This is a genomic window from Sphingomonas sp. NCPPB 2930, from assembly GCF_042867205.1.
Classification (GTDB): Bacteria; Pseudomonadota; Alphaproteobacteria; order Sphingomonadales; family Sphingomonadaceae; genus Sphingomonas.
Genome location: NZ_JBHZQU010000017.1, coordinates 24,252 through 38,907, shown reverse-complemented (window position 1 = coordinate 38,907; position 14,656 = coordinate 24,252). Strand labels below are relative to the sequence as shown.

Below are 14,656 nucleotides of genomic sequence, written 5' to 3'. Positions count from 1 at the left end.
GACTAGCGTTGCCGTCATGCTGATCGCCATCCCCAACGTCCTCGATCCCGCCGGTGTGGCGCAGGTCCGCGCGATCGTCGATGCGGGGGAATGGGCGGACGGCAACGCCACCTCCGGCCCGCAGGCCGCGCTCGCCAAGCGCAACGCGCAACTGCCAGAGGACTCCGCCGCCGCCACCCAGGCGGGGCGGATGGTCCTCGACGCGCTGGGCCGCTCGCCGCTGTTCGTGGCGGCGGCGCTGCCGCTGAAGGTCTATCCGCCGCTGTTCAACCGCTATGCCGGGGGGCAGGCGTTCGACGTGCATGTCGACAATGCGGTCCGTCTGAAGCGCGGCAGCGACTTCCGCATGCGCAGCGACCTGTCGCTGACGCTCTTCCTCGAAGACCCCGCCGCCTATGACGGTGGCGAACTGGTGGTCGAGGATCTGTTCGGCGAACAGCGGGTGAAGCTGGGCGCGGGCGATGCGGTGCTCTACCCCGCCTCCAGCCTCCACCGGGTCGAGCCGGTGACGCGCGGGTGCCGCGTCGCGTCGTTCCTGTGGGTCCAGTCGATGGTCCGCGACGATGGCGAGCGGCGCATCCTGTTCGACCTCGACCGCGCGATCCAGCGGGTCGGGGCGGAGAAGGGGCAGGGGGACCGCTCGGTGGTCGAGCTGACCGGCGTCTATCACAATCTGCTGCGCCGCTGGGCCGACGCCTGAGCGGATCGCCCCGGTCCGAGCCGGGGCGACGAGCCCTCAGAACCGCCCGCGCAGCGTCACCCGCACATTGCGCGGCGCCCCCGGCATCGTCCACACATCGGCATAGCTGCTGCTGATATAATAGACGTCGAACAGATTCTCGAGGTCGAGCCGCACGTCGAAGCGCGGCGTCACCGACCAGGTCGCATCGGCGCGCACGATCGTATAGGCGGGCAGGCGATAGCCGCTGGCGAAGGGGTCGCCGTTGCGCGCGCCGACATGGGTGACGCCGCCGCCGACCGTCATCGCCCCCACCCGCTGATGCAGATCCAGCGCGGCGAGATGCTTCGGGACATTGGACAACGTGGTGCCGATCAGCGCGGCGTTCTTGTCGTTGCGCACCGTGGCGTCGGTGTAGGTGTAGGTCGCCGTGCCGGTCAGCCCGCTGGCCAGCCGCAGGTCGGCCACCGTCTCGACCCCGCGCGACCGCTGGCGGCCGATCTGGGTCTTGGTGAAGACGTCGGTGGCATTGGGGTTCAGCACGTTGCGCTTGGTCATGGTGAACAGCGCGGTCTGGCCGGTCAGCGCGCCGCCGAACAGCGCATATTTCGCGCCGATCTCGGTGGACTCGCTACGCTCGGCATCGAAGCTGCTGATCCCGTCCGACGGATTCAGGCGCAGCGACTGGCCCCAGCTGGTGAACAGCGAGAAGCGCGGGCTGGCCGCCCAGCTCAGCGCGGCGCGCGGGGTGATGCCGCGATCCACCGTATCCAGCCGCAGATCGCCGCGGACATGGTTCACCATCGTCTCGCGAAAGCTGTTCCAGCGCGCGCCGATCAGCGCGGTGAAATCGCCGAAGCGGATCAGGTCCTGGGCATAGATGCTCTCGCTGCGGAAGGAGTGGTGGCGGTTCTGGAACGCGGTCGGCACGGGCAGGGGCTGGCCATAGACGGGGGCGAAGGCGTCGATGGTCAGGATCGGCGCGCCCGGCCGCCCGCGCGCCTGGTCCATGCGGAAATCCATGCCGTGGCGCACCCGGTCGGCCCCGATGCGCAGTTCGTGCGACAGGCCCAGCCAGTCGAGTTTCGCGGTCAGCTCGGCCCGCGCGGTCAGGTCCTGCCAGCGGAAATCGTGGAAGCGCCGCGACCGTCCGATCGTCCGGCCATCGGCCTGCACCCCGCGCCCGCCGAAATCGGGCTGGGTCGCATAGCCGGTCAGGAAGCCGTCGCGGCTGGACAGCCCGGCCTCCAGCGAGACGCGGTCGGACAGCGCGGCAAAGACGCTGCCCTGCTGCCACAGCATGCGCTGGGTCATCCGGCCATCGGCGGGCTCGCCCAGGAAGGTGCCGCGGTCCATCGCGCGCGCATTGCCCTTGATCGCCGCCACGCCGCGATCGATCGGCGCGCGGTTGCGCATGAACTCGGCCTGGTAAAGGAACCGCAGGTCCTGGCTCGGGGTGAACGAGACCGAGGGGGCGAGCAGCAGCCGGTCGGTGTGGACGAACTGGCGGAAGCTGTCGCCCTGTTCCGACACGCCGATCAGTCGTGCGGCCAGCGTATCGGTCACGGGGCCGCTGATGTCGCCGGTCGCGCGCAGCCGGTTCCAGCTGCCATAGCTGAGCGACGTTTCGCCCTGGAGCGTCGTGGTCGGCGTCTTGGTGACGATGTTGAGCGAACCGCCGGGTTCGCCCAGCCCCGACAATGCGGCGGCGGCGCCCTTCAGGAATTCGAACCGCTCGACCGTGGCGGTGTCGACCGGCGCGTTGAAGCCCAGATTGCTGTTGAACCGGTTGATGAGGATGTCGGGGCCGCTATTCTCGTTCCCCGCAAAGCCGCGGATCGAATATTTGTCCCACAGCCCGCCAAAGTCGTTCTGCCGCGCGACCCCGCCCGCCAGGTCGATCGTGTCGTCCAGCCGCGTCGCGCCCAACCGGTCGATCAGTGCGTGGTCGATGACGCGCAGGCTCTGGGGATAGCGGGCGGGCGACGCGTCGGTGCCGGTGATGCTGGCATTGGCGTCGCGCAGGCCGGTGACGACGATATCGGTGCGGTCCGCCGCATCGTCCCGCACCGCCCCATCGTTCCGCAATGCCGACGCAGTCTGCGCCTGAACGCCCTGGGCCATCATCGCCCCGGCCAGCAGCATGGCGCGCCCCATCGCCTTCGACATCATCACAAGCCCCCACATCAATCGATTTCGGGCGCGCCATATCGATAATGCTAATAACTCTCAATCATGAAGTGATGACGGGATAGCGTTACCTGTCACGCCGCTGACATGCCGCGCTGCCATGCGCCTGGGGCATGACGGTCGGGACTCGGGCAACTTCCGGGCGACCATGGCGATTGAGGATCATGAAATGACCGGATTCTGGCGAATCATCTGCAATGCGGCGGCGCTGGCCGCGACGCTTGCCCCGCTGAGCGGTTGGGCACGGCCGCTCAAGGTCATGACGTTCAACGTCCGCTATGCCTCGGACGAGGGGGCGGAGCGCTGGGCGGTGCGGCGGCCGGTGATGGTCGAACTCATCCGCCGCGCCGCGCCCGACCTGATCGGGACGCAGGAACTGCTCCAGCGGCAGGGCGACGACCTGACCCGTGCGCTGCCCGGCTATCGCTGGTTCGGGCGCGACCGGCGCGGGGGGCATGACGACGAGCATATGGGCATCTTCTATCGCCCCGACCGGCTGACCCTGATCCGGCATGGCGACTTCTGGCTGTCGGACACGCCCGACATGGTGGGCAGCCGGAGCTGGGGCACCGACCTGCCGCGCATGGCGAATTGGGGCGTGTTCGAGACGAAGGGGGCGGAGCGCCGCCGCTTCCTGTTCGTCGACACGCATCTGCCGCACCGCGACGAGGATGCCGAGGCGCGCGACCGTGCGGCCAGGCTGATCCTGTCGCGGCTGCCCGCGCTGGCGCAGGGGTTGCCGGTGGTGCTGGCGGGCGACATGAACGCCCGGCCCGACAGCGCCGCCTATCGCACGCTGGCGGGGGCGATGACCGATGCCTGGACCAGCGCCGCCGAGCGCGAAGGGCCGGAGATGACCTTCCACGACTTTACCGGCACGCCCGACCGGCGGATCGACTATCTGTTCCTGCGCGGCTTTCGCGCGGACCATATCGCGACCGACCGCTGGCACCGGGGCGCGACCTATCCGTCGGATCATTTCCCGGTCCGCGCCACCCTGTCCTTCGCGGCGGGGCACGGCCGGTAACGTCTTTTGCGATAGCGTTATCATTTGCCCGTTCCTATGCTCCCGCCGGAATCCGATGGCCGCGAACCGGCGGCCCGACGGGACAGGAGAGGGATGACGATGCGCGAAGGGCAATCACGGTCTGGCGCCGGGCGGCGGGCGATTCTGGCGCTGGCTCTGGGGGCGGCAACCGCCTGGCCGGTCATGGCCGAGGCACGGCCGCGCATCCTGACCCCGATGAGCGCGCATGCCGTCCTGCAACGCGATCGCCCGATCATCGTCGAGGGGACGGCGGACGCGGGCGAGCGGGTGAAGGTCACGCTGGGTGGCAACAGCGCCGATGCCACCGCCGACCGCCAGGGGCGCTGGCGCGCGACCCTGCCCGCCATGGCGGCGGGCGGCGCGGCGCTGACCCTGACCGCGACCGGCCAGGACGGCGCGACCGATGCGATGGACGATCTGCTGATCGGGGATGTCTGGCTGTGCTCGGGCCAGTCGAACATGGAATATCCGACCAAGCAGGCGCTGAACGGCGAGATGCTGGTCAAGGGCGCGGCCGACGACCGCATCCGCCTGCTCGACATCGCGCATCATGTCGGCCTGTCGCCCGAGGAGGCGCTGGAGAAGCGCCCGGTCTGGGCCGCCGCCGCGCCCGCCAGCGTCGCCGATTTTTCCGCCGCCTGCTATCTGATGGTCAAGGATCTCGCGGCGAAGTCCAGGGTGCCTATGGGCGCGATCGATTCGAGCTGGGGCGGGACCAAGATCATTCCGTGGATCCCCGGCGTCGATGCGCGCAAGCTGCCGGGGCTGGCCGCCGATGTCGACCTTCTGGCGCTCTATGCGCGCGACCATGCCGCCGGGCTCCGCGCGTTCGGCGGCCGCTGGGGTGAGTGGTGGCGCAAGGCCAGCGGGACCAGGGCGGGGCAGGAGCCCTGGAACGCACCCGACCGCCTGAACTGGACGCCGGTGCCCAAATTCGGCCCGTGGGAGGAATGGGGCGTGCCCGCGCTGGCCGATTATAACGGGCTGGTCTGGTTCCGGCAGAGCTTCGACCTGGCCCAGGCCCCGACCGGCGACGGCGTGGTCGAGCTGGCCGGGATCGACGAGATGGACACGGTGTGGGTCAACGGGGTGGTCGTGGGCGCGACCTTCGGCTGGGGCGACTGGCGTCGCTACACCGTGCCTCGCGCGGCGCTTCGGAAGGGGCGCAACGAGATCGTCGTGGGGCTGGGCGACGGCTATGGTCCGGGCGGCATGTTCGGCCCGGCGGACCAAATCCGCTTCACCCCCGCCGGAGGAGCGCCGATTCCGCTCGGCACCGGCTGGCGCTATTCGGTCTATAAGCGCGACGACCAGAGCTATCCGCGCAGCCCCTGGGAAAGCCATGCGGGGATCGGCACGCTCTATAACGGCATGATCGCGCCGCTGGGGCCGATCGGGCTGAAGGGCGTCGCCTGGTATCAGGGTGAATCGGATGTGGGGCGTGCCGATTATGGCGACCGGCTGGCGCTCCTGATGGCGGGCTGGCGGCGGCAGTTCGGCGATGCGAACCTGCCCTTCCTGATCGTGCAGCTCGCCAATTACGGTGCGCCGCCGGTCCGGATCGAGGATAGCGGCTGGGCCGCGCTGCGCGAGACGCAGCGTCTGGCGGTGCTGCGCGATCCGCACAGCGCGCTGGCCGCGACGGTCGATATCGGTGTGCGCAACGACATCCACCCCGCCGACAAGAACGAGCTGGCCAAGCGGCTGGTCTTTGCGCAGACGCATCTGGAGGCGGGCGACCGCGCCAAGGCCTCCGGGCCGATGATCGCCTCGGCGACGCGGGGGCATGGCGAGGTGGTGCTGCGCTTTACCGGCGTGCAGGGCGCGCTCCACGCCTGGAGCGCGGTGGCGCCGATCGGGTTCGAGCTGTGTGACGCCACCGCCTGTCGCTATGCCAACGCGACGGTGAACGGGTCGGAGGTGCGGCTGGCCGATGCCAGGCCCGGGGATGTCCGCGTCCGCTATGCCTGGGCGGATGCGCCGGTGGTCAATCTCTATGACGAAGCGCCGCATCCGGTGGTGCCGTTCGAGGCGGCAATCACCGACCAATAACGCAACCCGTCGCCCCAGCGCAGGCTGGGGCCTTTTGCGGATGACGACGATCCTTGCCAAAGATCCCAGCATACGCTGGGATGACGGTGTTTGTGGCAGGGTCCTTCGCCATATCCTACCTGCAACCCGTTGAGCCGCCACAAAAGGCGCTTGAAATAAAATTCCATCGGGTTGAAAGATAGCAACGACCCGATGGAATCGGGCGAAGCGTTGAGGAGAGAGCATGGCCGTGCCGCCGGAAGCCATTTCGCGCGCCAACCTGGCCCCGTTGCAACTGCATGTGCCCGAGCCGAAATTCCGGCCGGGCGACGCAGTCGACTTCGCCGGTGTCGAGGTTCCCCCCGCCGGTGCGCAACGCCGCCCGGACACCGCCGCGCCCGCCGACAGCTTCCACGAACTTGCCTATACGCTGGTCCGCGTGCTGGATGACGAAGGCCGCGCGGTCGGTCCCTGGGACCCCCGGCTTTCCCCCGATGCCTTGCGCCGGATGCTGCGCCACATGGTGCTGCTCCGCGCCTTCGACGAGCGCATGTTCCGCGCGCAGCGTCAGGGCAAGACCAGCTTCTATATGAAGGCGCTGGGCGAGGAGGCGGTCGCGGTCGCCGCCGCCCATGCGCTCGACTATGAGGATATGTGCTTCCCCTCCTATCGCCAGCAGGGGCTGTTGATCGCGCGCGACTGGCCGCTGGTCGATATGATGAACCAGATCTATTCCAACAGCGCGGACCGGCTGGGCGGCAAGCAACTGCCCATCATGTATTCCGCCAAGGAAGCGGGTTTCTTCTCGATCTCGGGCAACCTCACCACCCAATATCCGCAGGCTGTCGGCTGGGCGATGGCCTCGGCCGCCAAGGGCGATACGCGGATCGCCGCCGTGTGGTGCGGCGAGGGCTCGACGGCGGAGGGCGACTTCCACTCGGCCTGTACCTTCGCCGCCGTCTACCGCGCGCCGGTCGTCATGAACGTCGTCAACAACCAGTGGGCGATCTCCAGCTTCTCCGGTTTCGCAGGCGCGGAGGCGACGACCTTTGCCGCGCGCGCGATCGGCTATGGCATTGCGGGTCTGCGGGTCGACGGCAACGACGCGCTGGCGGTCTATGCGGCCACCCAATGGGCCGCCGAGCGCGCGCGGACCAACCAGGGCGCGACGCTGATCGAGCATTTCACCTATCGCACCGAGGGGCATTCGACCTCGGATGACCCGACGCAATATCGCTCGGCGGGCGAGCCGACCGCCTGGCCGTTGGGCGATCCGATCCGGCGGTTGAAGGATCATCTGATCGCGCTGGGGGAGTGGGACGAGGAACGCCACGCCGCCCAGGACCGCGAGGTCGCCGAGGAAGTCCGCGCCGCGCAAAAGGCGGCCGAGGCGAATGGCATTCTCGGCCACGGCCTGCACCAGCCGCTCGACAGCCTGTTCGACGGCGTGTTCGAGGAGATGCCTTGGCATTTGCGCGAGCAGCGCCAGCAGATGCTCGACGAGGAAGAAGCGAGCGGACGGCCATGGGCGCGCAAGTGAATTTCCCCTCTCCCATCGGGAGAGGGAGGGGCCCGCTCGGCACCGCCGAGTGGGAGGGTGAGGGTATCCTCGCCTTACGTCCCACCCTCACCCTCCCGGCGCTATGCGCCTCCTTCCCTCTCCCAAGGGGAGAGGGACAGTGAGCGACACCATGACCGAGACTTTCGAACAGGCGGGCGAAACCACCCGCATGAACATGATCCAGGCGATCAACTCCGCCATGGACGTGGTCATGGCGCGCGATCCGGATGTGGTCGTGATGGGCGAGGATGTCGGCTATTTTGGCGGCGTCTTCCGCGCGACCGCGGGACTCCAGAAGAAGTACGGCAAGACCCGCGTGTTCGACACGCCGATCACCGAATGCGGCATCATCGGCGTCGCGGTCGGCATGGGAGCCTATGGCCTGCGCCCGGTGCCGGAGATCCAGTTCGCCGACTATATCTACCCCGCGCTCGACCAGCTCGTGTCGGAGGCGGCGCGGCTGCGCTATCGCTCGGCGGGGGAGTTCACCGCACCAATCACGGTCCGCTCGCCCTTTGGCGGCGGCATCTTTGGCGGGCAGACGCACAGCCAGTCGCCCGAGGGCATCTTCACCCATGTCTCGGGCATCAAGACGGTGATCCCGGCCGCCCCCTATGACGCCAAGGGCCTGCTGATCGCCGCGATCGAGGACAATGACCCGGTCCTCTTCTTCGAGCCCAAGCGCATCTATAACGGCCCGTTCAACGGCCATTGGGATCGCCCCGCCGAGAACTGGTCCAAGCATCCCGGCGGCGCGGTGCCGACCGGCTATTACCGCATCCCGCTGGGCAAGGCGGCGACGGTGCGCGCGGGCGAGGCGGTGACGATCCTATGCTATGGCACGATGGTCCATGTCTGCGCCGCCGTGGTCGCGGAGATGGGGGTCGATGCCGAGATCCTCGACCTGCGCACGCTGATCCCGCTCGACATCGAAGCGATCGAGGAATCGGTGAAGAAGACCGGCCGCTGCATGATCGTGCACGAGGCGACGCGGACGGGGGGCTTCGGCGCGGAGCTGTCCGCTTTGGTCCAGGAACGCTGCTTTTACCATCTCGAAGCGCCGATCGCGCGCGTGACCGGCTTCGACACGCCCTATCCGCACAGCCTGGAATGGGCCTATTTCCCCGGCCCGGTCCGTATCGGCCAGGCGCTCAAGACCTTGTTGAAGGACGCCTGACATGGCCCGTTTCACCTTCCGCCTGCCCGATATCGGCGAAGGCATCTCCGAGGCCGAGATCGTCGCGTGGCATGTGAAGCTGGGCGACCGGGTCGAGGAGGACCAGTCGGTCGCCGACATGATGACCGACAAGGCGACGGTCGAGATGGAATCGCCCGTGTCGGGCACGGTGGTCGAGCTGGCGGGCGAGGTCGGCGATCAGGTGCCGATCGGATCGGCGCTGATGGTGATCGAGACGGACGTGGTCGAGGCCGCGTCGCCTGCGACGGAAGAGGCGGTGCTCGAAGCCGAAAACCCCGGCGTCGAAGAAGCGCAAACTCCCTCTCCCCCTGTGGGAGAGGGAGCAGAAGAAGGTGCTGGCCTCGCCCGCCGTCCGTGCGCGGGCGGTGGATTTGGGCATCGACCTGTCGAGCGTGAAGCCCGCCGAGGGCGACCGCGTTCGCCATTCGGATCTCGACGCCTTCCTGCGTTATGGTGCGGGGCAGGGCTATACCCCCGCCCGCGCGCCCCGCGCCGACGAGCAGGTCCGCGTCATCGGCATGCGTCGCCGCATCGCCGAGAACATGGCCGCCTCCAAGCGCGCCATCCCGCACTTCACCTATGTCGAGGAAATCGACGTTACCGCGCTGGAGGACACCCGCGCGCAACTGAATGCGGGGCGCGGCAACAGGCCCAAGCTGACGCTGCTTCCCCTGCTGATCGTCGCGATCTGCAAGACGCTGCCCGACTTCCCGATGCTGAATGCGCGCTATGACGACGAGGCGGGCGTGGTGACCCGATCGGGCGCGGTGCATATGGGCATGGCGACCCAGACCCCGGCCGGGCTGATGGTCCCCGTCATCCGAAACGCCGAGAGCCGCAATGTCTGGCAGCTGGCGACCGAGATCGCGCGGCTGGCCGATGCGGCGCGCACCGGCAGCATTGCCGGGGGCGACATGGGCGGCGGCACGATCACGCTGACCTCGCTCGGGCCGCTCGGCGGGATCGCGACGACGCCGGTCATCAATCGGCCCGAGGTGGCGATCATCGGTCCCAACCGTATCGTCGAGCGGCCGGTCTTCCGCCCCGACGGACGCGGCGGCGAAACGATCGCGCGCGCCAAGCTGATGAACCTGTCGATCAGTTGCGATCACCGCGTCGTCGATGGCTATGACGCGGCAAGCTATGTCCAGGCGTTGAAGCGGTTGCTGGAGACGCCGGTGATGCTGTTCGCAGATTGAGGGTCGATCCGGGGTGAGGGTGTACGCTTCGACTTCGCTCAAGCTGAACCGCTGTCGGTAACTATTCCCCACCTCCGTTCCGCCTGAGCGAAGTCGAAGGCCATGCATGACCCCATCCACCGGCCACCCGCCCTGTTCTCGCAGACGGGCGGACGCCAGGGTCGCGCGCCGACCAAGCCTTGCCAACCGCGCCCCCGGCGTGGAACAGGGGCGGCATGACGACCGACCATAACGCCCGCACCGGCCTGATGCTCGGCATCGGGGCCTATATCAGCTGGGGCATATTGCCGCTCTATCTCAAGCTGTTGAAGGGCGTGCCCGCGCTTCAGGTGCTGGCCCATCGCATCCTGTGGTCGCTGTTGCTGCTGGCGCTGGTCGTGCTGGTCGCGCGGCGGGGGCGGGCGATCCTGGCGGCGGCGCGCGGGCGTACCCTGTTGCTGCTCTGCGCCAGCGCCGCGCTGATCGCGGTGAACTGGCTCGTCTATATCTGGTCGGTCCAGAACAACCATGTGCTCGAGGCGAGCCTGGGCTATTTCATCAACCCGCTGATCAACGTCGCGCTGGGCGTCGTGCTGCTGGGCGAGAGGATCCGCCGGGGACAGGCGGTGGCGGTCGGCATCGCCGCGCTCGGCGTGGCGGTGCTGGCGATCAGCGGGGGCGGGGCGATCTGGATATCGCTGACGCTGGCATTGTCGTTCGGATTCTATGGCCTGGTCCGCAAGGTCGCCGCGATAGACGCGCTGGGCGGCCTGACGGTCGAGACGCTGTTGCTGGCCGCGCCCGCGCTGGCGGTGCTGGTGCAGGCCAGCGCCACCGGCACGGCGGCGTTCGGGGTGGACCGGCATCTCGACATGCTGCTGATCCTGGCGGGGGCGGTGACGGCGGCGCCGCTACTGATGTTCGCGGCGGCGGCGCGGCGGCTTCGCTATTCGACCCTGGGGCTGCTGCAATATCTCGCCCCGACATTGCAATTCGCGCAGGCCGTGCTGCTGTTCGGCGAGCCGCTCAAGCCCGTGCATATCGTCACCTTCGCGCTGATCTGGGCGGGGTGTGCGCTCTATGCCTTTGACAGCGTGCGGGGGAGCCGGACGCCCGTCACCGCCGAATAAGTCGGCTCACCGCCGCCCGCTCTGCAATTTCGCGACCGCGCGCCGCAGCACCCCGCGCGGCGCAACCCGCGTGCTGGCGGCGGTCAGCCGGTTGAGCAGCCCCGACACCATCACCGCCTGGCCCCGGCCGAGCGCATCCAGCCCGTCGCGCACCACCTGGTCCGACGTGCCCGCAAAGCGTTCGAACAGCGGCGTTTGCGCCATGCCCGCGACATCGGCGAACTCGGTCCTGGTCGGCCCCGGACACAGCGCGGTGACGATCACGCCGCGCCCCTTCACCTCTTCGTGCAGCGCCTCGGAGAAGTGCAGCACGAACGCCTTGCTGGCATAATAGACCGCCATATAGGGCCCCGGCTGAAAGGCGGCGGTGGACGCGACGTTCAGCACCGCACCCCGCCCGCGCGCCAGCATCGGGGGCAGCAGCGCATGGGTCAGCGCGACCAGCGCACGGGCATTCAGGTCGATCATCCCCAGCTGCGTCGCCAGATCGCCGTCCGCGAAGGGGCCCAGCGCGCCATAACCGGCATTGTTGATCAGCGTATCGATATGCAAGCCGCGGTCCGCCACCCCGTCGAGCAAGGTCTTCACCCCCTCCGGCCGTCCCAGATCGGCGGAGACGACATGTATCTCCACCCCCGGTCGCTGCCCCAGCTCCAGCGCCAGCGCGGCCAGCCGGTCGGTGCGCCGGGCGGTCAGGACCAGGGTCACCGGCTTTTTCGCCAGCGCGCGTGCGAAATCCGCGCCCAGCCCGGCCGATGCGCCGGTAATCAGGATGGTGTCGGTCATGGCCGCCTCCCAAATCGCGCGGCCGTCCTTATCCGTTCAGCCAGCCGCCGGTGAATCCCGCCCTTTGCAATCCGCGCCGCAGGTGCGGGTTCCGTCGCATCGTCTTCCAGATCAGGCCGGTGCGGTGATTCTCGATCATCGCGACGATCGGGCCCTGGTCGATTCCTAGATAATCCTTGTCGACCCAGCCGATGCCGGGGACGATCTCGCCATGTTTCAACGGCTCGGGCGGGTAGGTCAGCGTCGGGTTGAACGCATCGAGGAAGCCGTATTTGCCGTAGATGCCTTGGCCATAGCGGTCGTGCATCGCCTGCACCGCCGGAATCGCGATGTCGGGGGCGAAGGGGATGGACGCAGCGGCGGCCGTGGGCGCCAGCGTGCCGTCGTCGCGCTCGCCCGGCCCGCGCGCCGAATAGCTGTAGAATTCGCGCGGCAACCCGTCGATCGTCTGGATGAAGTCGCCCGGCCCGTCGCACGCGGTCAGCCCCCAGATATCCGCGCCATAGCCGCGCCAACGCCCCGGATTCTCGATGGCATAGCGTTGCTGAGCATAGGCGGCCCGGCGGCTATTCTCGAAATAGTCGATGCCCTTGCCCGCCATATAGCCGTCGCGGATGCCTTTGAAATCGACCCAGACATGGCTGTACTGGTGGCCGAACAGCGGGGCGAAGTGGAGATGCGGCTGGCCCCAGCGATCCGACCAGCTCGGCTCGAACCGGCTGGACCAGGCCTGCCACGTCCCCTCCGGCAGCGGATGGGTGGGGGAGCCCAGCGCCAGCAGATAGAGCAGCATCCCCTCGTTGTAGCTGTCCCAGTCGGACTTGATGAACCCCGTCTCCGGGTGCCAGCCCATCGACAACAGGGGCGCGCGCGGGGTGATCCAGGTCCAGTCGACCGCGCCGTAGATCCGGTCGGCGAGCGCGCGGATGCGGACCTCGTCGGGATGATCGCCGTCGAACCAGCTTTGCGCGAACAGCACGCCGCCCATCAGCAGCGCGGTGTCGACCGTCGACAGCTCGCACCGGGCGAAGCGCTGTCCCTTGGTGACGCCCAGGAAGTGGTAGAAGAAGCCCTTATAGCCGCTGAACCCCGTCTCGCCCGGCCCCTGCGGCGCATCGGCGAAGAATTGCAGCGTGGTCAGCGTGCGAAGCCGCGCCTCTTCGCGGGTGATCCAGCCATTGACCACGCCGACCGGATAGGCGGTCAGCGCAAAGCCCACCGCCGCGATCGACGCGAAGGACGGCGTCGGCCAGCGATCGGGGGCGAGGCCGGTTTCGGCATCGGTCGTTTCCCAGAAGAAGCGGAAGGTGCGTTCCTGCAGATCGCGGATCAGGTCGGGTTGAACCTGCGGAATGATGCGCGGCGCGCTCACCCGGCCCTGCGGCCCGGCACATCCCGTTATCAGGGCAGCGAGGCTCAGCCCGCCCAGATTCAGGACGCCGCGGCGGTCGTACATGGTCTCTCCTTGTTTCTTTTCTGGTGCCGTGCCGTTCTGGACCCGGCCCGGTCGTTATGGCCCGCAACCTAGCCGGAACGACCCTCCACGGGGAAGAGAAGGAGGGGGCATAGCCGACCCCGGCGTCCCGGATGCCGTGCCGGGCGAAATATGTCGGCGATACAGTATGATGGGGGCGGCCTGGCGGCCCGATGCGGGCATGCCCGTCCAGCCATGCGAATAAAAAAATGTAACCGGTTACTTTGCCGGACGGCCGAGACGCCGAATCGGTACGGGGCGGGCCCTGCCCAATCCGGGCGGGCGCATCGGCGATGGGATGATCGCGAAAAAGGGAAAGGGCGGCTCGCCACCGAGCCGCCCGGCATCCTCTCCCGGCACGAAGCCTTGCGGCTTCCGATGCCTGATGCCGACCTGTTTTCGGCCGGTCATTCTGACATGAACGGCTCTTAATCCTGTCTTGGCCGCCCGCTCAAGCCCCTGTCGATGGACCTTGGGCTAAAGCGGTGATCCTGTGTCTTTCGAGCAACGGGTATGGTGCTGGCCGTTCGCGTGGAAACCGCGCTAAGAGGGCGGCATGACAGTTGAATTTCGGCGTGACGCGGCGGTGGCGGTCCTGACGCTACGGAATCCGCCACATAATCATCTGGGGCTGGGAACCATTTCCGAATTGGGCGATGCGTTCGATTCGGCGGATCGCGATCCCGATATCCGGGCGATCCTTCTTCGATCCGAAGGTCGGGTCTTCTGCGCCGGGGCCGACCTGGTGAACGCCAACCCGGTGGCGGAGCCTCTGCCGCCCGGCGCGCGCAGCCCCTTCTATGTCGCGGCGGCGCGTCTGTTCGGGGTCGCCACGCCGGTCGTGGCGGCGGTGCAGGGGGCGGCGGTGGGCGCCGGCCTGGGGCTGGCGCTGGTCGCCGATTTCCGGGTGGCCAGTCCCGAGGCGCGGTTCGTGGCCAATTTCGTCGCATTGGGGCTGCATCCCGGCTTCGGCATCTCGGCGGTGCTGGAGCGCGTGATCGGGCGACAGCGCGCGGCGATGATGCTGCTCACCGGGCGGCGCATCCGGGGAGAGGAGGCCGAACGCTGGGGGCTGGTCGACCAACTGGTGCCGCCCGACCGGCTGGACGAGACGGCCCTGGCGCTGGCCCGAGAGATCGCGGCGGGCGCACCGCTGGCGGTGGCATCGACCCGCCGGACGCTGCGCGGCGACCTGCGTGCGCTGGTCGAAACGGCGACCGACCATGAACTGGCTGAGCAGGCCAGGCTGATGCGGACCGAGGATTTCGCCGAAGGGGTGCGCGCGGTCAGCGAACGCCGACCGGGACGGTTCGTAGGGCGATAGGGGGCGGCAATTCCGACCCGCCGTTCAGCCTGAGCGAAGTCGAAGGCCAAGGGAATC

The 14,656-nt window shown here is 68.3% G+C and carries 10 protein-coding genes and 1 pseudogene; 8 read left to right on the top strand and 3 right to left on the bottom strand.

The features are described 5' to 3' along the window. Positions 1-16: 16 nt before the first annotated feature. Entirely contained in the window at positions 17-700 is a 684-nt protein-coding gene (locus tag ACFX59_RS15840; RefSeq protein WP_387433569.1) for a Fe2+-dependent dioxygenase, read from the top strand. Positions 701-736: 36 nt separating this feature from the next. On the opposite strand, the gene ACFX59_RS15835 is transcribed toward ACFX59_RS15840, so the two are convergent. Next, a complete protein-coding gene (locus tag ACFX59_RS15835) occupies positions 737-2,851 on the bottom strand; it encodes a TonB-dependent siderophore receptor (protein WP_387433567.1) in 2,115 nt (704 codons plus the stop codon). Between the two features lie 187 nt (positions 2,852-3,038). Here ACFX59_RS15835 and ACFX59_RS15830 point away from each other — a divergent pair, with 187 nt between their 5' ends. From ACFX59_RS15830 to rarD, 6 genes and pseudogenes are all read left to right on the top strand, one after another. Further along, complete coding sequence (locus tag ACFX59_RS15830) at positions 3,039-3,896, top strand: endonuclease/exonuclease/phosphatase family protein (RefSeq protein WP_387433565.1); 858 nt, start codon at positions 3,039-3,041, stop codon at positions 3,894-3,896. 93 nt (positions 3,897-3,989) lie between these two features. Further along, on the top strand, positions 3,990-5,969 hold the full coding sequence (locus tag ACFX59_RS15825; protein WP_387433562.1) for a sialate O-acetylesterase: 1,980 nt from the start codon (positions 3,990-3,992) through the stop codon (positions 5,967-5,969). A 223-nt stretch (positions 5,970-6,192) separates the two neighbouring features. Next, on the top strand, positions 6,193-7,488 hold the full coding sequence (locus ACFX59_RS15820; RefSeq protein WP_387433560.1) for a 3-methyl-2-oxobutanoate dehydrogenase (2-methylpropanoyl-transferring) subunit alpha: 1,296 nt from the start codon (positions 6,193-6,195) through the stop codon (positions 7,486-7,488). A gap of 190 nt (positions 7,489-7,678) precedes the next feature. Next, positions 7,679-8,686: an alpha-ketoacid dehydrogenase subunit beta gene (locus ACFX59_RS15815; RefSeq protein WP_387433615.1), complete on the top strand. Its 1,008-nt coding sequence runs from the start codon at positions 7,679-7,681 to the stop codon at positions 8,684-8,686. A 1-nt stretch (position 8,687) separates the two neighbouring features. Further along, positions 8,688-9,906, top strand: a pseudogene (locus ACFX59_RS15810) (dihydrolipoamide acetyltransferase family protein). 215 nt (positions 9,907-10,121) lie between these two features. Next, positions 10,122-11,015, top strand: coding sequence for an EamA family transporter RarD (gene rarD / locus ACFX59_RS15805; protein ID WP_309690778.1), 894 nt, complete (start codon positions 10,122-10,124; stop codon positions 11,013-11,015). A gap of 6 nt (positions 11,016-11,021) precedes the next feature. Here rarD and ACFX59_RS15800 read toward each other — a convergent pair whose 3' ends face one another. After that, the gene (locus tag ACFX59_RS15800) at positions 11,022-11,801 is read right to left on the bottom strand and encodes an SDR family NAD(P)-dependent oxidoreductase (protein ID WP_387433556.1); all 780 of its coding nucleotides are present in this window, start codon (positions 11,799-11,801) and stop codon (positions 11,022-11,024) included. Between the two features lie 28 nt (positions 11,802-11,829). Further along, positions 11,830-13,257 (bottom strand): glucoamylase family protein, encoded by a 1,428-nt coding sequence (locus ACFX59_RS15795; protein ID WP_387433554.1) that lies wholly within the window; start codon positions 13,255-13,257, stop codon positions 11,830-11,832. A 574-nt stretch (positions 13,258-13,831) separates the two neighbouring features. On the opposite strand from ACFX59_RS15795, the gene ACFX59_RS15790 reads away from it, so the two are divergent. Beyond that, on the top strand, positions 13,832-14,599 hold the full coding sequence (locus ACFX59_RS15790) for an enoyl-CoA hydratase/isomerase family protein (protein WP_387433551.1): 768 nt from the start codon (positions 13,832-13,834) through the stop codon (positions 14,597-14,599). Positions 14,600-14,656 lie beyond the last annotated feature (57 nt).